Consider the following 23,356-nt stretch of genomic DNA (forward strand, 5'->3'; position numbering starts at 1 on the left):
GGCACTCAGGCTCTGTCTTCGGTGCCCCAGCTTCCAGCCTTTGCCGGACACTTCATGATGTAACTTACCAGACTTCACCCCTCTTGCTTCTTTACTAAGAGGTACAAAAATCAAATGTATCTAAGCCGCAGGAGAAGCCCCCATAAAAGCCGTTCATTTCTTCCGCTTCATGTTACATTCAGCGGGCCAGCTGTACCAAAAGTTTGCGCTCATGTTACATAACCTGCCCCAGAATGCGTAAAACGTGTTACCCATTAGATCACCGGCCACTCTTCCTCTCATCGAAGCAAGGGAACAAAAGCGTTTAGGACCTGTTTTCCGGAAATCACCTCAGAACCAACTTTCCTACGATGCTTTTGCCCTGATTACAAACCTCGGCTAGTAAAACCGGTGGCTTATTTAGCGCTCTTAGTTGCCTTGGCGGGTTTAAACAAAAGTTGTGAGAACATGTACAGGTCGTTTTTCCAAACGTTGAAGTCATGGCCGCCCGGCTCCAGGTAGTACACGTGCGGCACGCCATGCTGCTCCAGGTATTCATGGGTGCGTTGAGTGATGTTCATCAGGTTGTCCTCCACGCCGCAGGAAATCCAGAGCAACTGCAGCTTGCCTTTGTCCTGCGCCGGATTGGGGAACAGTTCCGCAGGCATTTTCGTGTTGGGTGCCGATGAGAACCCGCCTACCCAGGCAAATGTGTCCAGGTTCTTCAACCCGAAGTTCAGAGACTGTCCGCCTCCCATAGATAATCCGGCCAGGGCCCGGCGCTTCCGGTCTTTCTCTACCGGGTAGGTCTTCTCCACGAACGGAATCAGGTTCTCCAGCAGATCTTTCTCAAACGCGGTGAACGCTTGCACTTTGAGGCTGTCAAAGACATTGCCGACGGGCCGGTCGTCTTTCATGGCCCGCCCGTTGGGCAGCACCACAATCATGGGTTCCAGTTTACCCTCGGCATAGAGATTATCCAGGATGATATGCGGTTGGCCGTTGCGCAGCCACTCAAATTCATCGCCGCCAATGCCGTGCAGCAGGTACAAGACCGGATATTTCTTTTTCTTGGTATAGCCCGGAGGCGTGTACACCAACGCCTTCCGGTTGGTGCCCAGTTGCTTTGCCGTGTACTCCACCGTATCAATTTTCCCGTGCGGAATTTCTGGCCGGAGTTTGTCAAACCCCGCGGGAGCTACCTTCACCGTTTCCTGAGCCCAGGAATTTATGACGCAAAGGGAGATGGTGAGGACGGTTAGTAAAAGCTTTCTCATAGGTTAATCTTGGTTGTCACAATGTTTGTTGGAGTGGAATAAAGATAAGGTGTATTGCTGAACTACGGCGTTGAGGTTCCCTCTTTTGAGTGAACGGAAACAGTTCATGGAATTCCGTTTAGTGGCCGTTTTTTGCAAATTGTACTCAAAACCATTACAGGAGATGACCCCGCAATAAAATGGCGCAGCTTTGCCCCGCCTGTTTGCAAGATTGGTTTCAACGAGACTTCTCAGCGTTGGAAACCGAATTACATCATGCTTGTAACTATGGAGATAGCACCTTCCTACAGCTTGGCTAATCTCACGTTGAGCTTACAGGAAAAAACCAGCGTTTAAGGGCCATTTTCAGAAAAACAGCCCTTAAACGCTGGTTTATTTCACCAGAGAAGTTTTCAATTACTTCAATCCTTTCAGACCTTCGGCGAAGCCGGAGTACGCTGGTTTTCTAATGAGTCCTTGGGTCCAGAGGCCAGAAGGCTCGGTGGCGTCTACAGGGCTGGAGATAGTGACCCCGTACCGCTGTTTAGCAGGCACTGTCTTCACGTATTCATCCAGTACGTATTGGAACATTTCTTTTTGGGCCATGTATTGCTCTGGAGTCACTTTGTCTGCGGTAACGCCTGGTGACACGCTTAACCCGGAGATCCTGACCATTTTACCGGTGGCGGCAAGCAACTGGAACATAGTGGAAATGTTCTGCTTATCTGAGGTAAGGGTAAGGTTCAGTCGGGCTCCTATGCCGTCTATTTTCCCGCCATTTGCCTCAATGTACTTCATGTACTCAATGAGTCCTCTGGTTTTATCCAAGTTTTGCTCTAGTTTGGTGTCATTGATGAATAGCAGGTCTGTGGCGTTGGCATTGGCCCGGGCAGTTTTGAAAGCCGTCACGGCGTACTCTTTGCCCAGGTAATCTTGCCAGTAAAACTCATCAGAGGCTACGGTTTTGCCGGTTCCGGTTCTTACCTCAGAAGGCTTCTCATCATCCATGGGCTCGCTTACGACATCCCAGGCCTTTACAAAGCCCTTGGAGGCGGTGACCATGCCGGAGATCCAGCGTTGGAAGGCATCGTTGATGATGGTTTTCTTTTCCTCAGCGGTTTTCTCCACGATGATGTCGGTGAGTTTCCACTGCATGGTGACGTTGTCAATGTAATAATTGGCAGAGCCAGTCCCTGAGCCGACGGCCACCGTGAAACTCGTCAGTTTCTTCTGCGCCTCGGTTAAGTTAAGCGTGGCCAGTTGCATCACAATCTTTCCTCTTCCCCATCCTCCGTCTGGACTCCCATAAGCGGAAGGGGAGTTGAAACCAACCAAGGCGCCGCCATCAATGCTCATCCTCATGCCCTGGCCATACAGTCCGGTGGAACCAGTGCCGTAGAAATCCAGCGTCAAAGAGAGGTAATTGCCCAGCGTTCTTCCGTTAGGTAAAGTAACCGTGAATTGGGGATGGGACTGCACACCTTTCACATTGAGCACCTTGCCCGACTCTCCGGTTGGGTCATTTACCACTGTGCCGCTGCCCCCGTTGGTCATGGCATAGGTCTTCCCTAGTTCATCGGTCTCGAAGTTAGCGACTACATCAGTTCCCGAAGTACCCCCGTTGCCTGTGGCAGGGATGATGGTGGGAGCGATCAGACTTTTCAGATACGCCGCATTCTGGTTGGAGTGCGTGGCAAGCGTGTGGCCAAACACAGAAATTCCCGCCTTGCCCGTTGTTTCCTTCAGGTTTTCCAGGGTAGCTTGATTCAGGCTACCGTCGGCTTGGACGATCGCACCATGCTTCAGGGCGTTCCCAAAGGTGACTTCATCGAAGTTCCGGTTCACGAGCCGGTATAACACTCCTTTCTGGCTGTAATCGGTCCAGACCATTCCCGCTCCAAGTTTGAATCCCGGATTGGCTTCTCTGGCTATGTAGGCTTTCAAGTCATCATAGGCGTCAATCTCCTCCTGCAATACAATGCTCGGCGGTTTTTCCGCCTCAAATTCAAGCGGCTCATAGTCACAGGCGGTTGTCAGGAATACACTGGCAAGGCAAAACCCTATTTTGTATAAATGTTTCATGTTGTCAAAAACAAACGATTAGACAATTATTTGAGCACCGGCGTGTAGGTTTCCATCGCAACCCCCCGGTCCCGCAACACGACGGTATCGGTGGAGGTGACGTTCATGTCCTCTAACTCAATCTTGTAACTCAGGTAAAGGGCATCTCTGTCTGCATTCCCCCAGCTTTTCTTTTCTCCTCTCTTCACGAATTTGCCGGTGCCTGTCACTTTGTATTCCGATGCGTTGGTTGAAATGGTGCAACTTCCCTGCTCGGCAAAGGACAGTAGCAGGTTGCACGTAATGCTTTTTCCGGCTTTGTCTTTAAATACAACCGGTAACTCCACCTGGCTTAAGGACTGGGTGGTGAGCTTCACAACCTCATCATTCTCCACGTAAGGCTTGTGTCTTACAATGGTTTGGTTCAGGGAGGCATCACCGTTCTTCCCTTCTATCACATCCTTGCCTCTTCTCAGGTAAAATCCATGCCACGGGTTGACATACTTTACTGCGTACAGCACAAAGTCCTTGGGAACGATGCTCCAATGCCCTGCCACCGCCCGGTTGGGATTCTCAATGAGGGGCTTGCCTAACAAGATGGAATCTGCATTATGTACCGAAGTCATCCGCATGGGAATGACGTAGTTCCTCTTCAAGGCCAAAGGATCGGCAAAGAATTCATCAGTGAGTTGTACCTCCACACCTCCAATGGTCTTGCCCTGCGGAATGATGATTTTGTCTGAAGCCAGTTTGTAGTAATTGCTGGGCATGGCCGTGAGCGCATCCCCGTTCGGGCTGAACAGCAACCCGGCGCTCAGAGAATTGTCTACTTCTACGGCAATGGTGACGTCTTTCTTGTTTTCATAGACTCCACCGGTGGTAGCCATAATGTTACACTTATGCTGATTGTCCAGCGTTGTGTCAAAAATATCCTCCCCCAGCACAATGGTACGTACCGGATACTGGTAGGCGAAGTACGTGGATTGGAATTCATTATCGGGGAACTCCCACTCCTCGTTTTCACAGGAAGTCAAGGTAACTAGTAAGCTTAAAAAGCTAAGATATATCTTCTTCATCTTTCGTATTTTTTAATAAAGTGCCCTATGTTTAAAGGGAATAGGTATGGCTCTGTTACCACCCTCTGTTCTGTGACAGGTTATTGAACTTCAGAATTTCACTGTAAGGGATTGGGCCGTATTTCATATGCGCTCCGTACACCCTCGCTTCCACGGATATGATCTCATGGTTTCCGTTCTGTATCCTTATTCCTCTCGCTTCTTCGGTGAGGTTGGCATTCCAGCGGCGCAGGTCCCAGAAGCGGAAATCCTCAAAACACAGCTCCAGCCGGCGCTCATTCCTGATGAGTTCCCGCATGGCTTCTTTGTCTGCTTTGATAGACTCCAGGTAATTATCGGGTTGGCTGATACCGGCCCGTTTCCGGATGGCAGCGATCACATCATAGGCAGAGAACCCCACAGCTCCCGTTCCGGTTGGCCCCCACGCTTCATTGGCTGCCTCGGCGTAGATGAGGTAAATCTCCGTGTACCGGATGCGGGGCTTGTAGTGCTTCTGGGTGTTGGTCGTGACTGGGTTGAGGTTGACATCCTGGCGAAGCAACTTCCTGAGGTAATACCCGGTTCTGGTTGAGGTCTCCACCCGGTTTAGGGCATCATTGGTGGTGCCATCGGAGGCGGTGATGATGGCCGTATTGTTCGGGCCACCCGTACTCCCGTTTACCGAGATGAAGAGTTTCAGGCGCGGGTCGCGGTTATCATAGGGAGCCGTGCCCTTGTATCCGCTGGAAGCTTCCATGATAGGGTAGCCGTTCGCCATTGGGAATGCGTCTACCAGGTTCTGGGAAGGATTTAACCGGCCATTGCCATACAAAGTGGGAGGAAAATGCTGCCGCTCCAGGTCATTGCTTAAGGCCACATCACTCCGCCAAAGTATTTCTGGTGGGTTATTTCCTGCCGCCAACTCATTGATCACCGAAGCAGCCGAATACCAGGTTAGTCCATTGGGATCTAGCCCGCTTACGCCTCCTTTCAATTGCAATACTTTTCCTGCGTAGTCAGCGGCATTGGCCCAGGTGGTGGTATTACCAGAACCATAGGCCGGGCTGGCTGCTAATAAGGCAGCTTGGGCTCTTATGGCCATGGCAATTCGCTTTGACATGCGTTGGCGGGCAAATTGCCCGAACACCCGGTTGTATTCGGCTTGGTTGCTTCCGCTATAGGCAGGAGGCAGCGTAGTTGCATCCTCAAAATCCAGGGGGAGTAGTTCTTCTGCCTTATCCAAATCGCGATAGATTTGCTGCATGCACTCTTCAAAGGTGGCCCGAGGCTTGTTGAAGTCTGAGTTTGTCTTTTCCGGCTCCAAAACGATGGGTACTCCCAGTAGTTCTCCACTTCCGCTCTCGCCTGCATGGGTTCTCAGCAGATGGTACATGAAAAGGGCCCGTAACCCGTATGCCTCCCCGTTGATACGGTCTTTGAACATCTGGCTTACTTTCTCATCCTTTGCCCATTTCACCTTTTCACTTTCCTGAAGCAGAATATTCAGGTATTGGATGGCTGCTTTGGAGTTCCGCCATTCATCAAACGGGTTGTTGTTTGAGGTCCATTGGCCGGTGGCCACTTTCTGGTAAGCGTTGTTCCGGTCGTTACTGACCGCATTATCAGTAGCCACATCATTGAAGGCCCACCCGTTGGTGGGGATACGCACATAGCCGTTCAACAAGAAGCCCTGGGCATATTCTGCCTCTTCATACATATCATCCAGGCCCCGAAGGTTTTCTAAGCCTGGTTCAATCAAATCATCACAGCCGCCAGCCATAAAAGCGACCGCCAGAAATAAGAGTAATTTCTTTTTCATATGATTATGCTTATTCAAAACCCAATTAGAAGGACGCCTTCAAACCAAAATTATAGAAGCGGGTTTGGGGGGAGTTCCCCACATTCAACTCCATCACTTCCCGTTCCGGAGAGATCGTCAACAGGTTAGCGCCACTGAGGTACACATCCCACTCCCGGAGGAAGGATTTTTTCAGAATGGTTGTAGGAAGGCTGTAGGAGATCTGTATTTTGGCCAGGTCAAACCGGTTGGTGCTGTACAGCCAGAAATCAGAGGAGCGGAAATTGTTGTCGCTGTTGAGGGTTGTCAACCGCGGATAGGTAGCCGTATTCTGGGTTTCCTGGGTCCAGCGACCACGCACCACCTCAGAATACTTGTCTTCGCCGTCTACCCAGAAGTAGGAGTTGTTCTTTATGGCATGGGCGCCAAACCTGCCTACTCCCAAAGCAAAGAAGGTCAGGTTCCGCCACTTAGCGGTAATGTTAATGCCGGTGGTAAGCGGAGACCCGTACCAACCGCCTTTCCCAAGATAGACTTCATCCTGGGTATTGATGATGCCATCGCCATTCTGGTCTACATATTTGATATCACCGGGTTTTAACTGCCCGAAGGACTGCGTAGGTGAGTTCTGTATGTCTTCCTGGTTCATGAAGAACCCGGCGCTTTGCAGCCCCCAGATGGCATCCAGCGGTTTCCCCTGCCTGTTCTGATAACTGTCTTCGTACAGCTCGGCGCGCTTGGTGGCTTTAGAATCATAGTAAGTTCCTACCAACCCAAAAGTCAGGTCTACTTCCCCCAGCCGTTTGTTCACATTCAGGTTGAAGTCAAAGCCGACGCGTTGATCATCGTTATAGTTGACATAGGGAATGAAGGAGGAATTTGGCCAACCCGTAGTAAAATAACTGGGATACAGAACGGAAGCCTGCACCACATTGCCGGTGATTTTATTCGCAAAGACAGACCCTTCAAAAGTAATTAGCCTGTTAAGAAAGGATGCTTCAACCCCAAGGCTTACTTCTTTTCTTTTGGAGAACGTGAGGTCAGGGTTTTCCCCGCGTCTTGAGTCAGTGGTTCGGCTCAGGGCCCCATCTCTCCAGTTATACCAGGCTCCGTCTGTCTGCGTGTAGATGCTCTGGTATAGATAATAGTCGTTGATGGTCAGGTCTGTGTGCAGCACCCCTCCTGTGACGGACACTTTCAGGTTATCTACCACGGATGAATTCTTCATGAAGGCTTCGTCACTGATCCGCCATCCTAAGGATACGGTGGGTGAAAAGGCCTGCCGGTTCCCTTCGGGCAATCTGGCGGAATGCACCAAGGCTCCATTGAAGTCAACAAAATATTTATTCAGGAAATCGTAGCCGAGGTGGAGTCCCAGGTTGGCGTTGCTGGTTTCGTGGTAAACCGCCGACTGAGACTGTTGATACCCGTTGGCTATAAGCATAGCCGATATATGGTGGTTGTCTTGAACGGTGGTCAGGTAATTGAATTGGCCTGAAAAGGCAAGGGTTTGCTGGTACCAGCTATTGCTGACGTTTTGAGCCCCAGTTTTGAAATCTTGCCCAAATTTGGTCAGGCTGCTAATTTGGTCACCCCCGGCATAATTGTTCCAATTGGCCTGGTATACCGCATAGTTGTTGTTGAATGACTGGTTATACGAGGTGGAGTAATCAACCCCGAAATTCGTCTCGAAGGTTAATCCTTGCAGAACATTATTCAGGTTCACGCCTACTCCTGTGCCAAACTGAAATTGACGGCTAGTAAATTTGTTATTACCTCCAGCGTAGATAGCTGCAAAAGGGTTGGTTTGGTCTAACTGGGTTCCTCCCAACAAGTACTTGCCGTCTATGATGTAATTGCTGTTTTCTACCAGCTGACGGGAGGCCTCATCACTTTCCTCAATCATGCTGATGGGAATTAACGGAGCAAACCGATTGGGGCGCAGCGTGGCGGCACCATTCCAGTAATTGGTGTTCACCCCAAACCCATTTTGATAGATGGCAGAAGCGTCTACTCTGGTGGTGATAAAGCTATTCAGGTCAATGTCCACATTGCCCCGGATGTTAAAGCGTTCGTTCCGGTTGTTCTTTACCGCTTCGCCAAAGTTGAGGAGAGACCCAGCGGTATTGAAGCCCATGTTGGTATAGTAACGGGCCTGCTTGTTGCCTCCTGAGATTTCTATGGTACCATCATACCGATTATAGGTCTTTTTCAGATAATCAGGGGAATAGTAGTCCACATCTGGGTACCGGAAAGGGTTAGCACCGGATGCGTGATTATAAATTGTCGCGTCACTATAGAGCTGATCCAAGCCATCGTTTTGCCGGGCTTCATTATACAAGGTCATGTACTCAGCGGAGCCGAGGTACTTTGGATACGCCTTCGGGACGAACATGCCCGCATTTACCCGTGCTTTGATTTGTTGCTCCTGCACCTCTCCTCTTTTGGTGGTGATGTACACAACCCCTTTAGCTGCCCTACTTCCGTAAAGAACCACCGCAGACACACTCTTGAGGAAAGTCACCTGGGCGATCTCCGTTGGCATGACGCTGCCCGCATCGCGGGGCACTCCATCTACCAGAATGAGGTAGCTGTCCATTCCCCAGATATTGCCGCTGAATCCTCCGGCAAAACCTTCCATGCCTTCCAGGCTGCTAGTCGTGTAATTGTTTTCCAAGATCTCCTGTAGGTTCACCACCGAGACCCCTTGAGGAACATTAACCTGATTTACTTTCCGGAAAGCGACCTGCACCGGCTGCGTATTGCCACTGGACACCAGGTTGATTTCGCTTAAAGCTGGCGTCACGCCTACTGCTCTTTTCTCGTACCCAGAGGCGCTCACCGATAAAGTGGCATTGGGAGACACCATTAAAGAAAACGCGCCCAGAGAGTCGGTGACGGTATTGGCGGCATCGTCACCGCTGCTGATTACCGCCCCTTTGAGCGGCTTTCCCTCTACGCCGCGCACGGTGGCTTTAATATCAATTTTGTCAGTTACCTGTGCCTGCAATCCCAAGGGAAGACCCGTGACGACTGCGCATAGTAGTACTATATAGATGTTTTTCATCATGCTCAAGTTTAGATTACCTATTTTGGATTATTACCCCTTTACCATCCTGGGTTCTGGCTGAATTCCAGGTACATGCTCACATCAGTTGTTTTCAAGGGTAACCAATAGTGTTTGCTGCTGAATTTGCGTTCTAGTATGACCTGCTCCCGTAGGTTGACTACTTTGTTCTGCTTAGGATCAGTCGTGTTTAAAGCTCCCGCGCGGTTAAATTCCAGGGAGGTCTTTAAGGTATAAGGGCTTTCAATCAACAGCAACCAACGGCGTAAATCATTGAAGCGGTGGCCTTCAAAAGCGAGTTCCACTGCCCGTTCGCGCCGTACTTCACTCATAAACATATCCAGGGAACCTAAGAATTTATCAGCGACATGCCCTACACCAGCTCTGTCACGGAGGGCATTGATAGCCTCTACTGCGGTCTTGCTGTATCCTAGGTCTTTGCCAACGGGAGAACTATAGCCTTGCGCGGCAGCTTCGGCATACATGGTGTACACATCCCCTAACCGCATCCAGGGAAGGTGAATATTAAGGCTATTACCGTAATCGTATCCGTTGTCATACTTATTGGCCGTGATGGGAATGAATTTGTAGAGCAGATAGCCGGTGCGGCTACCCGTACTAATGTTCCTGAAATTACCTCCGGTGAAAAGGTTAGCATACCGATCATCTTTCACCGCATCAGGAATAGACCCTTGGACAACTTTTACCCCATCATACACAATGTCATTGTAAAAACGGGGATCACGGTTCCGCCAAGGGTACTCAGGATCATAACCAGATTCAGGATCAGCCTTGGTGATGTCAGTGATGGGCAACCCATTTGCCATGCCATAGTAATTCACATAGTTAGCCGTAGGCAGGAATTTCACATCCCCGTCGGTTAGCATAGGCGAAGGTTGGTATTGCTTACTGGTTCCCCAGTTTGATCCGTTGGCCCCGTAGTAAGGGCCCCGGAAAATGGCTTCGGTGCTGCCTGGTATCTGCCAGTTCTGCCCGGTGGTGTAGAAGTTCTTGTAATAGTCTTTAAAAGGCACCAGTTTATGGGGAGCCTCACCGCTTTCTGACAACTTCAACAACTCGGCAAATGCCCCAGCGGCCTTTTTGCACAGCTCAGGGTTATAGCTTCTGCTACCGGTTGATTCAAGGTTCATCAAGGGGCTGCCAGACCACAGGTAATTCTTACCCAGGTACCCCAGCGCCATGATCTTGTTGATGCGCAGCTCATTCTTCCCTAAGGTTCTTTTCCCGGCGGTGGTGTTGTCCCAGTTTACCGGCAATAAATCGGCGGCGGCTCTAAAGTCCTGGGCCGCCTTCTCGGCGCATTGCTGGTAGCTCAGACGGGGTAGCGTTAATTTCTCGTCGCTGGGAAGTACGTAATCTATGTACGGCAGCCCGCCAAAGTACTGCATGAACTGGAAGTGGAACCAGCCTCTGAAGAACAGCAATTGCCCTTTGATCAGGTTCTTTTCTTCCTCGGTGGCATCGGTCATTTTATCCAGATTCGCCAGGCCCATGTTGGCTTTTCTGATTCCGTACCAGCCTAGTTTCCACATAGATTTGTTAAACCGGTCATCATTCGTGGAGGTGGTGTTTCTATCCATCCAGCCGGCCTGCCAGCCATCGTGCTCTGACTGCCATCCCCAGAAATTCCCGTTGTCTATTTTCACGGCAAAGTGGAAATCGCGGGCGGTGGACTGGATCTCATCATCTCCCCAATTCCAGGAATTTGTCCAGTAAGCGTTGGAGAAGTCCGGAATGCAATGGTAAAGCTCCTCGGTATATCCCTGGAAGTTGGTGAAGTTCTTGAATGCCTCCTCCGGCGATATGACAGATTCGTCTGTGACATCTAAATAATTCTCGCAGGATGCGGTAAGCATCATACTGAGCGCAAGGCTCCACCTTACTAAGGTCTTTATATATCTGTTCATCTTCTTTCTGCTAAAAAACTATGTCAACTCCTAAATTGTAGCGCTTCACGGTAGGGTAAGCTCCCTGTGAGGCCCATCCGGTACCGGCGAAATTGGACTCGCGGTCATCTGGCATCTTGGTCCATACATAGAGGTTGTTTCCGTTCAGGTAAACCCGCACATTGTTGAACCCGATTCTTTTGACTGCCTTTGAATTGAAGGTATAGGCCAGTTCGGCATTCTTCAGGCGCAGGTAAGAACCGTCATACATGTACCTGTTGCCGCTGTTGTATCCGCTGGGGGTTGAAAGCCAACGCGGCATAGGCGTGTCTGCATTGGAATTCTCCTTGTTCCAGTAGCTCCCCTCCTCATAGACCACGTGGTTTTGTGAGCTCAGACTGGTAAGCACCACCTGTCTGGTAACATTGTTCACAGCGTAGAACTGTACAAAGGCACTGAATCCCTTCCAGTCAAACCCAACGGTGCTGTTGTAGGTGTTTTGCGGGGTGCCGGTAAAGCCGTAAGGGATGTTGTCAAACTGATCAATAACCCCGTCTCCGTTATAGTCGGTGATCAGATAATTGCCGGGCATCTTCTGGTTATCATTGGTGTTGTGCGCCGTGCTGGCATACAATTCATCCCAATTGTTGTAATAGCCTTGGTTCACGTAAGAATAAGCTTGCCCGATCTGCTTGTTTTCCCTTTTCTGGTATTCCGGGAGAAGCCCGGCGTCATCGGCATCAAGGACCTTGTTTTGGGAATGAGTCATGTTAAGATTAGACCAGAACCTCATTCCGTTTCTTAGTTTGTGTTCAAGGTTCAGCACAAATTCATATCCTTGGTTCTGCACTCTCCCTAAGTTTGCAACCGGGGCAACCGTGCCATAGTAAGAAGGGATTGATCTGCTGCCACCAGCCAGGAGAATATCGTTCCGCTCGTCCCGGAAGAAATCTATGTTCCCGTGAATAGCCCCGTTGAGAAAGCCGTAGTCAAGACCAACGTTGTATTTCTTTACCGTCTCCCAACGAACATCCTCATTCCCGACAGAGTTTTCCTTGTACCAGGTGTACGGACTCTGCTCAGCCGCTTCTCCAGAAATACCTAGGCGGCTCCGCCCGCCATAGGCCCACTGGGTTAAGTAGAGCCACCTTCCATTGATATTATCATCCCCAATTTCTCCGTAGGATGCGCGCACTTTCAGCATATCCAGAAAAGAGATGGATTCCATGAATTTCTCTCTGGAAAGTAGCCACCCAATACCCCCGGAGGAGAAGAAGGCAAACCGGTTCTCTTTGCTGAATTTTTCTGATCCATTGTAGGCGCCGTTGTACTCCAGCATATACTTGCCGGCATAGTTGTAAGTAGTCCGGAATACCCAGTCTTCCCTGAATTGCGGCACCTGGCTGCCTATCGCTAATTCATTGCGGTTCACCAGCCCCATGGCGGTAATGTCGTGGTCTTCTGCAATGTTGATTTTGTAGTTCAACTGAGCCTGATAGAATAGCCTCCGTTGGGAAGCCCCATTGTCTACTGCCCCGGGAGTGGCAGACCACTTCACACCTTCCTGGAAATCAAACCTGTTATTAGGGTCAAAGCTTTGGCGGAAGACAGCGGTGCCGGTAACCGGATCTATCCAGGTTTCCTGGGTTGTATTGTACAAGTCATTTACGCCTCTGTCCCTTTCAATAAAGGTATTGTCTAAGGCGATGATCCCTCTGAAATCGAGTCCTTTCAAGAGCATGTCCAATTTCTGCTCCAGCACAAAATCTGTGTTCAGGCGCGCCGTAGTCCTGTATTGAATTCCACTGATGGCCAAGGACCTCACTGAGTTTTCTGCTAAGCCTGGATTTTGGGCGAAATACCCCCAAGAACCGTCTGAGTACTGGGGAAGAAACACATCAGGGGCATTGCTGTAAGCGGCAATCCACATGCCGTATTCGTTGCCGCTTGCTCCCCAGGGGCTTTTCTTCACACCATAGGAACCGGAGAGGTTTGCTTTGAAGACAGTGGTGGGAGTGATTTGGAAATCCAGGTTGCTGCGCACATTCAACCGGTTGAAGCCATAGCCGGGCTCGTAGCCTCTGTTATTGTCAAATTGCCGCATGAGGTCTCCCTCACGCAGGAAATCTGCACTGGTAAAGTACTTCACGTATTTAGAACCTCCGCTTACATTCAAGCTGGCGTTATAAGACATGGCATAGTCTCTGAACAACGTATTTGCCCAGTCTACATTGGGGTACCGTTCCCTTTCTGCTTCATTGGCCGGGAAGCGGTATTTGTCAATGATGGCTGACGGGAGGTAATCGTTCCAGGCCGATGGCCTAAGCGCCAATTCATTTTCTATGGCCCGATTACGGACCCACAAGGCATCATACGCATCATATTTGCCGGGTAATTTAGAAGGGACTTTCACGGTGGAGTTCACCCGTCCCCTGATCATCGCCTCACCTTCGGCTCCTCTTTTGGTGGTAATAATGATGACGCCGTTGGCCCCTCTGGAACCATACACCGCCGTAGCGGAAGCGTCTTTCAACACGGAGACAGATTCAACGGAACTGATGTCCACACTGGTCATGGGGCGTTCAATACCATCCACCAGCACCAAAGGCGAAGAATTATTCCAGGAGCTTGATCCCCTAATTACAATTAATGGGTCTTCTTCACCCGGCATACCCGTACTCGCTGAAGTAACTACGCCCGGTACGTTTCCCGTTAATGCCGCCCCGATACTGGATACCCCCCCGGCACGCTCCAGCACTTTGCCGGTGGTTTGGGTAATGGCGGCAACCACGCTTTCTTTCTTCTGCTCACCGTACCCCACCACCACTACTTCTTCCAGGCTGTTGACATCCGCTTTCAGGGTAACATTGACCTGCGATTTACTGCCTACAGCCATTTCCTGCGTAACGTACCCGATAAAGCTGAAAACCAATACGGCCTCCTGCGAAGGCACATTGATGGTGTAGGTTCCATCTATGCTAGTAGAGGTACCTATGGTGGTGCCTTTCACATAGACACTTACCCCTGGCGCGCCCTGGTCATCGTCGCTCAGTAACACTTTGCCCGTAATAGTCCTGGTTTGTGGAGCAGCGCTCCTGCCCACCAGGAAATCTGCGTTCTCTGCGATCAGGTTGATTTCATTACTGCTTTTTGGTTGGGGGATACTATTAGACGCCCATGCTGTCCCAACAAGGAACCATTGGACGTAAACCCCCATGCAGGCATATTTTAGCAAATTCTGGTTTTGTCGTAGAAATTTCTTCATATGAATTACGCTAGTGTACAATTGAACAACTCTGATACTTTGCTTCCTTCAGTATTCATCCTGGTTGTGTGAAAATCAGATGAAGGGATTTCAACCCTCCCAACCTTGTAATAGAACCTTTATAGATGGGCACTTATAGTTTTTTTAATTGTCGCTTCTCTCTCGTTAAAGGATTTCCGCTGTTTAACATAATGGAATTTAATTTGTGCTATTCTTAAATTTCAGAGGTAAATGGACTGGATGGGCTTCCTATGTTTTTAAAAACATATGCTAATGTATTTTGCTAAGGGTTAAGATGGACTTATTTATGAAACACGTCTTTCATGCCATGTTTCATTGGCAAATTCCTGTGTTACATATCATTTGTCTGATGTTACATAACATCAAAATCTGGCTAAAAACCCGGTTGGGTATGGTTAGGGATGGCTACACTCCACCACCTACTTTTTAACAAAAACGTAAAAAGGCAACTATCTAAAGCCCATTCATGGATAGATAGGCCGGAAGAAAAGACAGGAAAAGGAGAGACAAAGATGAGCTGTGTCACCTGCTAACCCACGCGGTATCTTGATGGGTTTTTTCCGATCTTCCAGGTGCAGGATGTTTGTGGGAATACCTTAAACACAGAAGCCAAACTGAGCTGGCAGAATCTTCAATGGCCTAGCGTAACTTGAATCCAGCTCCGGCGCGAACCAGCGATTGAATCTGCTCTGGATAGGGGCTGCCCAGCACGCACCTGCAGCAGTTGCAGGTTTAAGATTATGCCAACAATAGGCAGAGAAACGAGCTCCGATGTACCCAATACTGACTTCTACCGGTCGTTTTTGCCTTGTTTTTCAAAAACAAGCCAAAAACAGAGGTACTTCACAGCGAGACAAAACCAGTCACTCTCCGCAGGCTATCATGGTAGAACCAGTGTAGAGGGTGTCCCTTTTCGGCGTTTGAAAGCCTGGCTACCTGCTAGATTCGTCTACTTCTTTGATTTGAGCCTATTTTTTAAAAAACAGCGCTAAAACACAGATATTGAACAGAAATCCTAATGAGATGAGCGCTTCAAAGACTATTATTGTCATTTTCACAAGTATCTTTTAACATCCCATTATTTTTGAGTAAATAGCTTATCCTTCTGTTCTCAGAATGTGGAAGAAGTCTGCACTAAGGCAAAAACCAGGCTTCCCAAAGGAGCCTTTGACGATATTATACTATACCTTATCTCTTTCTAAGTGAAGATCTGTCTTAAGCTTCTTTTTCTACTTCTCTGGACCTACCATACTGCGGTTGGCCAGTCTGGGAAGATGTTTTCCGTGGATGTGGAACTCTCCAACAGCCTCATCCACCAGGTATTTCAAGATAGCAAGGGCATCATCTGGGTAGCTACCCAAGACGGGCTGAATAAATTTGACGGGGCTAAGTTTACCGTTTACAAACATGATAAGAAGGATCCTCACTCCATACTAAACAATTATGTCCGCCTCCTCTATGAGGACAGTAAAGGCCACCTGCTCGTCGGGTATTATAATGGGTTGCAGTTCTATGACCATGCCACAGATTCCTTTAAGCAAATACCCCTGCTCCCCAAAGGCAGCGAGGGATACGATGCCCACGTTCTCCATATAACCGAACGGCAGAATGGTGAGGTATTGATTGGGACCTCTGGCTTCGGGGTTTATTCGCTGACGTTTGCCGGGACGGAACCTAAGATCCACCAGATCAAACAGCAGATCCCAGCCGATGTCATCGATTACCTCTTTGAAGACACAAACCAAAACCTCTGGGTAGGCTCTCAAGACAAAGGCCTCTTCCGGATCAGCAAGGATGGCAAGAAAAAGGATTTCCCCGGATCCGAATCATCCCCCCGAAACACCATTACCGGTATTTGCCAGGACAAGGAGGGTCATGTGTATGTGAGCAGTGCCAGCAACGGGCTTTTTGTCCATAGAAAACCCACCGACAGCTTTGATAAGATCCCCTACCTTCCCTCCCCTAATCTACCCATCCGGGCGATGCACCTGGGGAGAAAGGGTATGCTTTACCTGGGAACCGATGGTGAGGGAGTCAAGATCTATGACCTGAAGAAAAAGACTATCACAGAAGGGAATTTCAATGTCGCCACCTTTGATTTCAAAAAGTCAAAGGTGCACTCCCTTCTGGAGGACCAGGCCGGTAATCTGTGGTTGGGGATTTACCAGAAAGGCGTCATGCTGCTACCTGCCAGCGCCAGCAACTTCAAGTATATTGGCTATAAGTCCATCAATAACAATTCCATCGGCTCCAATGCCATCATGAATGTTTTTGAGGACCACCAGGGCACGCTCTGGGTTGGCACTGACAGCGATGGCCTTTACGGGTTAGATGCAAGCGGCAAACAAATTGCCCATTTCAGCCGCACGAGCAGTTCTATCTCTGTGCCTTCTTCCATCATGAGCATCTTTGAGGACTCCGATAGAAATCTGTGGTTGGGCTCCTACCAAAATGGCTTGGCGAGATTAAACCCAAAGACTGGCACGTGTGACTACATCTCTACCCTTCGGGATGAGAATTCTAATCTGGTGGAGCGTATCTATAGTATCACGGAAGACCGGCAAAAAACGCTGTGGATCGCCAGTATGGGTGCCGGCCTGTTCTCCTTGGACTTACGCACACAGAAGGTCACGCACTATGACGCCGTTCCAGGTTCAGCAAACACGGGGTCAGAAAATTTCCTGCATAACCGCTGGATAAACTACCTGCTGCTTACGAGCAAGGATAAGCTTTACATTGGAACCTATGACGGCATTGGCTGCCTAGACTTAAAAACCAAGAGCTTTACTTCCACCCACGGGGTTAACCGGCTATTGCATGGCCTCATTGTCTACTCCATGTATGAAGACCCAAAAGGCAACATCTGGATAGGTACTTCTCAGGGCCTGAAGCATTTGGACAGCAAAACAAAGAAGATAAAGTCCTTCACCATGGAGGATGGATTACCAAGCAATGTCATCTGCGCCGTCAAAGGGGATGAAAGCGGCAATCTCTGGATTAGTACGAACTACGGGGTTTCAAAGCTAAACCCGGCCAAAGGTCGGTTTGTGAATTTTTATGCCAACGATGGCTTACAGGGAAATGAGTTCAGCAAAGGGGCTGCCTATGTCAACAGAAAGGGACAAATCATCTTCGGCGGGATCAATGGCATCACCTACTTCCACCCTAGGGAAATCCCTGATGTAATTTCCTCTCCGGAGAAAAGGCTGGCGGTTCGCATCACAGGCTTTTACCTGCATAACCAAGCCGTGAAAAAAGGCATGAAATCCGGCAGCTACTCTATTGTGGATACAGCCGTGATGGATGCTGACGTATTCCACCTCTCGCACCATGATAATTCCTTCAGCATAGAACTATCCACGCTGGATTTTGCCAATCCTGAGCGGATCACTTACCAATACTCGCTGCATGACGGAAATTGGGTTAGCCTACGCCCAGGAACCAACACCGTAAACTTTACTGATCTGGCTCCCGGAACCTATCGCTTTAGGGTCAGAGCAAAAGACTACAGCGTTTTTTCTGAAGTAAAGGAGATTTCCATCATTATTTCCCCGGCATGGTATTTCTCTACCGTGGCAAAGGTGTTCTACGCGCTTATACTGGCAGCGGTATTCCTGTTAGCAGCGATGCTGATTAAGCAGCGGCAGCGCACCCGCCAGAAGATGCAGGAGCACCTGCAGGCAAAACAGATCAACGATGCCAAGCTGCAGTTCTTCATCAATATTTCGCACGAGATTCGCACACCAATGTCCCTGATCATTAGCCCGCTTAAAAAGCTGATATCTATAGACAAAGACCAAGACCGGCAGAAATCTTACGCCACCATGCAACGCAACGCAGACCGCATCTTGCGCCTGATCAACCAGCTCATGGACATTCGCAAGATTGACAAGGGCCAACTACAGTTACGGTTCCAGGAAACGGAAATGGTGGGCTTCCTGCAGGAGCTTTGCGCTATCTTTGATGAGCAAGCCCGGGCCAAAAACATTGACTTCGTCTTCCACCACCAGATGGAACAGCTATCGGCATGGATCGACCCTAATCAATTTGACAAGGTCATTCTAAATGTGCTGTCCAATGCCTTCAAATTCACCCCCGACAACGGAAGAATCGATATTAACCTCCGTGCAGGCGAGGATGAAACAGCCACAGATGAATTGCGCCACTATTTTGAGATTGTGATTTCAGATAATGGGATCGGCATTGAGGAAAGCGAGGCAGAGAAAATCTTTGAGTGCTTTTACCAAGTCCAGTCGCCCCATAATCATTTTGTGGGCGGAACGGGTATTGGGTTACACTTAACGCGGTCTATTGTAGAGCTCCACTCCGGCAGCATCAAGGCTGAACGTAACCAGGAAGGCCCGGGAGTTCGCTTTGTCATGCAATTACCCCTAGGGAAAGACCATCTGAAGCCCGAAGCACTCCTACCCACTCAGCTTCCAGTACCTCAGCCAGAACCAGCAGCAGTCCAGATTTTCCCGGACATGGAAGAGGTTAGAATCAAATCAAAAGCTAAAAGCCGCGTTTTGGTCGTGGATGATGATGAAGAAATAAGGAGGTATATCTGTGAGGAACTTTCCGCTGAGTTCCTCATGACAGAAAGCGCTAACGGGAAAGAAGCGCTTTCCATTTTGTTGAATAAAGCACCTGATTTGATTATCAGTGATGTAATGATGCCAGAAATGGACGGGATTACGCTCTGCCGGAAGATCAAACAGAATGTGAACTTCAATCACATCCCCATTATCCTGCTGACCGCCCGATCAGAGGAGGAAGACAAATTGGAGGGCTTGGGCATAGGCGCTGATGCTTATCTGGTGAAACCCTTCAACATGGAGATCTTGAAAACGACGGTGCATAACATCATCAGGAACCGCATGATGCTCCGCAACAACTTCAGTGGAAATCAGTACCAGAATGACAAAGTCCAGAAAGTAACCATGAAGTCAGCCGATGAGAAACTGCTGACTAAACTTATCGCCATCATCAACCAGAACATTGATAATCCGGCCTTGAACATAGAAATGATCACAAGAGAAATTGGAATAAGTCGCGTCCACTTACACCGTAAGATGAAAGAACTTACAAACCAATCCACAAGTGATTTTATTCGGAACGTTCGCCTGCAGCAAGCGGCAGACCTGCTTTCCAGCAAACGTCTTAATATCTCTGAGGTGGCATTTGCTGTAGGATTTACAAACCTCACGTCATTTTCAACAGCCTTTAAGGAGCTTTACGGGGTACCGCCAACAACTTATATGGAAGCGTATACAAAACGCTAGAATTTGCTGACGCATGTTGGAGATATTTCTTTATAGTATCAACAAAGTTGTTCAATGAGATGGTTTAGAGATGCCAGTAAGTAGAAGGAGCATGGTCCAACTGCGTCCCGGAGGCAAGGAATGGGACATGGCCTGGGCGGCACAAGCACCCAGGCTATATATTACAACCCTAATAATCAGGTTTCAGGGATAGCACTCTTTTGGGCTTCCCGCAGTTTCTCGATAAGCACCTACAGGCTCTCGTTCCAATCCAGCGCTGCAAGGAACTCCTGCTGCATGAACCCGGCTTTTTTCCGGGTCCTCATTTGACGCATATCCCCGACTCCCTCATAAGACGTAACCGGTGGGGATTTTGCCAGCTATAAAGCCTGGTTGAAACTTGTAAGCTCCTTTGCGCATGCGATCAGCCCACATTTTCTACCGTTCGCACGGGGATCATCTCCCTACCTGACTAGCAGCACCTTCTTGTGGACCGCTTTCCCTTTAGCGGTGGCCAGCCTAACAATGTAGATACCCGGTGCTAGTTTCTCCGCAGACCATTCAAAGGCGTATTGCTTACCCTGCTCTCCTTCTCCGTCAAACAGACTTGCGACCTCAAGCCCATGGTCATTGTATACTTTGAGGCTCATGTGGCCTGGACGGGCGAGATGAAACCGGACCAGCATCTTCTCAGCAAAGGGATTAGGATCGGCGGTTAAGACCTGCTCTCCGGTTTCCGCGGTTCCAGCTACCTGGTTTGAGTGCCCGTCATCCAGAGTGGTTAAGGAGGCTTGGCTGGTACCGGCGTTTCCTTCCTTCAAGATCCAGTAATCGGTTAGCCCTTGGCTGGGCTGCGTCTTATCCCCACTTACGCCGGAGGCAGAGAATCCTCCCAGCAGGTAGCCACCATCCCTGGTTTGAAGCATGGCGTGCAATTCATCCTCGGCGGAACCTCCATAGCGTTTGTCCCACTGCTTGGCACCGGGGCCGCTGATCTTCACGATCCAGTAATCGGTGAGGCCTTGGCTGGCTTGCTTTCTGTCCCCGCTGATGCCTGAGGCAGACCGGCCACCCAAGAGAAAACCACCATCGCTGGTCAGGATTACACCGTTCAGTTCATCGTCAGCGGAGCCGCCGAAACGGCGATTCCAAAGCTTGGTGCCCGCGCTGTTCACTTTGATTACCCAGTAATCCATACCTCCCCTACTCACTTCTGACATATCGGGTCCCGTTCCTGAGAGAGAGGTTCCCCCCAACAGAAAGCCACCATCTGGGGTTACGGCGAGGGAGTTCAGTACATCTTCGTCAGTTCCCCCAAAGCGCTTATCCCATAGCTTGGCTCCGGTACTACCCACCTTTACTATCCAAAAGTCTTTGCCTCCCCGGCTTGCCTCTGTCTTGTCTCCGCTGATGCGCGAGGCAGAAAAGCCGCCCAGGAGAAAGCCGCCATCCGGAGTATTGACCATGGTGTGTAGTTCATCCGCAGCCGCTCCTCCAAAACGCCTGTCCCACTGCTTGGTGCCGGTGCCGGTAACCTTCACTATCCAGTAATCGGTGAGTCCCTGGTTACTCTGTCTTCTGTCTCCGCTTATATCTGAGGCAGAGTAACCACCCAGTAGGAAGCCTCCGTCTGAGGTTGGGGTGACAGAGCGCAGCTGATCATCGGCGGAACCGCCAAAACGTTTGTTCCAGAGTTTGACGCCACTATTGTTCACTTTCACGATCCAGTAGTCCAGACCGCCTCGGCTCACTTCTGACTTGTCTCCGCCTGTCTCAGACAGAGAACTGCCGGCCAGCAGGAAGCCACCATCGCTGGTTTGGGTCAGGGACCGCAGTTCATCATCGGCAAAGCCTCCGAAACGCTTGTCCCATTGTTTGATGCCCGTGCTGTCTACCTTCACGATCCAGTAGTCTTTGCCTCCCCGGGTGGTCTCTGTTTTATCGCCTGTGTTGGAGGAAGTGGAAGTCCCACCCAGAAGAAATCCTCCGTCACTGGTTTGGAGTACAGTATAGAGTTGGTCATTGCCCGTTCCACCAAAGCGGTAATCCCATTGAACACCGGAGACAATAGGTGCTTTCACCGTGACGGTGATCACATGACTCTTTTCGCAGATGCCGTTACCAATGGTTAGTCTGGCCGTGTGCGTGCCCGCTGCGGGATAGGTGAAGGAGGCGTTTCCTTTGGCGTTGCTATCAGAGACACCATCCCCGTTAAAATCCCAGGCGTAAACTGCATCCTGGGTCACGTTAGTGGAGAGATCCGTGAAAGTGGTGGAAAAACCCAGTGTGGCTGTGGAGGCAGTGAAAGCGACAACAGGATCCACGCAGGTTGGAGGAAAGGGAACCTGCACCTCTTCCGCGGTATAAGATGATTTGTCCTCGTAGTAGGTGTAGGAGATGGTTTCCCCCTCTCCCCCAGGAACCGGGTATAGTCCTTGGAATTCTTTCCGGACATACCCCCACTGGTACACTTTCCCCTCAACGCTCAGGGCATGAGAGGTGAAAAGCTCAGCTGCAACCGCCCGTGCCCCCACTATGCCCTGTACCTGCTTTATAGGGAGAGGGGATTGCCAGAACGACTTCCGAGCTGGAATATCCGGGTGGATTCCCTGCGATGATCTATGGTATCCCCATTCGTAGACCATCCCGTCTGCCCCGATCAGGAGAGAGTGCCAGTCGCCCGCCGCAATGGCTGTTGCTCCTGGGCCCCATACCTTCCTCATCATATGGAGGTTGTTTCCACCAGGGGCATAATAATTATCAAGCTGGAATCCACCGTCTCCCCAGGAAAAAACGTTCCCTGCTTCATCTAAGGCGAGGGAATGGTACCCTCCGCTGGCGACTGCCTTGATGTTGGAAAGGCCTTGTATCTGCACCGGCGTAGGAGAGCCCTCGTAATAACCCTCCCCTAGTTGCCAGTAGTTGCCCTCTCCCCAGCCATATACGTTTCCGTCTGCCCCCAATGCTAGATAATGGTGGTAGCCTACCGCAATGGCCTTCACCCCGGTAAGCCCCGGGACCGGCTCCACATATTGCCCGAAATAGTACATATACACGGTCCCATCTGCGGCAAGGAGAAGGGTGTACGCAGTAACGACATCTGGTTGTATAGCATCAAACTCAAAGGTTCGGTCCTTCCCTTCCGCTATGCTCACAATCTTTTTGCCTATTAGGGTCTCCAGAGAGGAGACGTTGATGGGGGTGTACCCGGGACCATCTACCCGACGATTTACTGCCCTCTTGCCACCCCTGCCCGACAGCATAGGCGAGGAATCGGAAGTTACTGCGTTTAGGACATCCACTTTAGCGGGTAAGGGCACCTTAGCCCAACAGGAGGCGGACAGACTTAACCAGAGAATACTACCTAGGACGCAGAACCACTTAAAGGGAGTTACCCCTTGATTACTTCGGAAATGTGAAGGGGGTTTGTAGATGAAAATGCTTGAATGTACCAACATAGTTTTATTGTTTGAAGGTTAAAACCAGTTATTCTTTTGCTTATATAATTTACACATTTAATCCTGCATACCCTTTGAAAATCATCACCTGATTTGAGCCCTTTTTGAAAATTCCGTATTTTATCCAACGAGCCTAAAACACTGTGAAGCCAGGTCATTCCATAAAGAAGCGGAGGCCGAAATAATGCCCGGAACCCTAAACGAGAGGATGCTTAAGAGAAAGCAATG

Annotated in this window: 9 protein-coding genes; 1 reads left to right on the forward strand and 8 read right to left on the reverse strand. The window is 49.8% G+C overall.

What is annotated here, in order from left to right; all coding sequences use genetic code 11:
* Nucleotides 1-395: 395 nt before the first annotated feature.
* The 7 genes from EFB08_RS10125 to EFB08_RS10155 all read right to left on the reverse strand — a co-directional run bounded on the left by EFB08_RS10125 (nucleotide 396) and on the right by EFB08_RS10155 (nucleotide 14,340).
* On the reverse strand, nucleotides 396-1,256 hold the full coding sequence (locus tag EFB08_RS10125) for an alpha/beta hydrolase (RefSeq protein WP_123126835.1): 861 nt from the start codon (nucleotides 1,254-1,256) through the stop codon (nucleotides 396-398).
* Between the two features lie 396 nt (nucleotides 1,257-1,652).
* On the reverse strand, nucleotides 1,653-3,317 hold the full coding sequence (locus EFB08_RS10130) for an endo-1,4-beta-xylanase (RefSeq protein WP_123126836.1): 1,665 nt from the start codon (nucleotides 3,315-3,317) through the stop codon (nucleotides 1,653-1,655).
* A gap of 26 nt (nucleotides 3,318-3,343) precedes the next feature.
* Entirely contained in the window at nucleotides 3,344-4,372 is a 1,029-nt protein-coding gene (locus EFB08_RS10135) for a DUF5627 domain-containing protein (protein WP_123126837.1), read from the reverse strand.
* Between the two features lie 55 nt (nucleotides 4,373-4,427).
* Nucleotides 4,428-6,170 (reverse strand): RagB/SusD family nutrient uptake outer membrane protein, encoded by a 1,743-nt coding sequence (locus EFB08_RS10140; RefSeq protein WP_123126838.1) that lies wholly within the window; start codon nucleotides 6,168-6,170, stop codon nucleotides 4,428-4,430.
* 25 nt (nucleotides 6,171-6,195) lie between these two features.
* The gene (locus EFB08_RS10145) at nucleotides 6,196-9,216 is read right to left on the reverse strand and encodes a SusC/RagA family TonB-linked outer membrane protein (RefSeq protein ID WP_123127050.1); all 3,021 of its coding nucleotides are present in this window, start codon (nucleotides 9,214-9,216) and stop codon (nucleotides 6,196-6,198) included.
* Nucleotides 9,217-9,257: 41 nt separating this feature from the next.
* Nucleotides 9,258-11,144, reverse strand: coding sequence for a RagB/SusD family nutrient uptake outer membrane protein (locus tag EFB08_RS10150; protein ID WP_123126839.1), 1,887 nt, complete (start codon nucleotides 11,142-11,144; stop codon nucleotides 9,258-9,260).
* Nucleotides 11,145-11,154: 10 nt separating this feature from the next.
* Complete coding sequence (locus EFB08_RS10155; protein WP_123126840.1) at nucleotides 11,155-14,340, reverse strand: SusC/RagA family TonB-linked outer membrane protein; 3,186 nt, start codon at nucleotides 14,338-14,340, stop codon at nucleotides 11,155-11,157.
* Nucleotides 14,341-15,611: 1,271 nt separating this feature from the next.
* Between EFB08_RS10155 and EFB08_RS10160 the strand changes: the two genes are divergently transcribed.
* The gene (locus tag EFB08_RS10160; RefSeq protein ID WP_227006291.1) at nucleotides 15,612-19,691 is read left to right on the forward strand and encodes a hybrid sensor histidine kinase/response regulator transcription factor; all 4,080 of its coding nucleotides are present in this window, start codon (nucleotides 15,612-15,614) and stop codon (nucleotides 19,689-19,691) included.
* Between the two features lie 443 nt (nucleotides 19,692-20,134).
* On the opposite strand, the gene EFB08_RS10165 is transcribed toward EFB08_RS10160, so the two are convergent.
* Nucleotides 20,135-22,972, reverse strand: coding sequence for a PKD domain-containing protein (locus EFB08_RS10165; protein WP_165864851.1), 2,838 nt, complete (start codon nucleotides 22,970-22,972; stop codon nucleotides 20,135-20,137).
* Nucleotides 22,973-23,356 lie beyond the last annotated feature (384 nt).

Source organism: Rufibacter latericius, from assembly GCF_003721515.1.
GTDB classification, from domain to species: Bacteria; Bacteroidota; Bacteroidia; order Cytophagales; family Hymenobacteraceae; genus Nibribacter; species Nibribacter latericius.

Excerpts from the sequence above, each read along its gene's own strand:
- EFB08_RS10135 (WP_123126837.1), bottom strand. The coding sequence starts at position 4,372 with ATGAAGAAGATATATCTTAGCTTTTTAAGCTTACTAGTTACCTTGACT.
- EFB08_RS10130 (WP_123126836.1), bottom strand. The coding sequence starts at position 3,317 with ATGAAACATTTATACAAAATAGGGTTTTGCCTTGCCAGTGTATTCCTG.
- EFB08_RS10145 (WP_123127050.1), bottom strand. The coding sequence starts at position 9,216 with ATGAAAAACATCTATATAGTACTACTATGCGCAGTCGTCACGGGTCTT.
- EFB08_RS10140 (WP_123126838.1), bottom strand. The coding sequence starts at position 6,170 with ATGAAAAAGAAATTACTCTTATTTCTGGCGGTCGCTTTTATGGCTGGC.
- EFB08_RS10125 (WP_123126835.1), bottom strand. The coding sequence starts at position 1,256 with ATGAGAAAGCTTTTACTAACCGTCCTCACCATCTCCCTTTGCGTCATA.
- EFB08_RS10155 (WP_123126840.1), bottom strand. The coding sequence starts at position 14,340 with ATGGGGGTTTACGTCCAATGGTTCCTTGTTGGGACAGCATGGGCGTCT.
- EFB08_RS10150 (WP_123126839.1), bottom strand. The coding sequence starts at position 11,144 with ATGAACAGATATATAAAGACCTTAGTAAGGTGGAGCCTTGCGCTCAGT.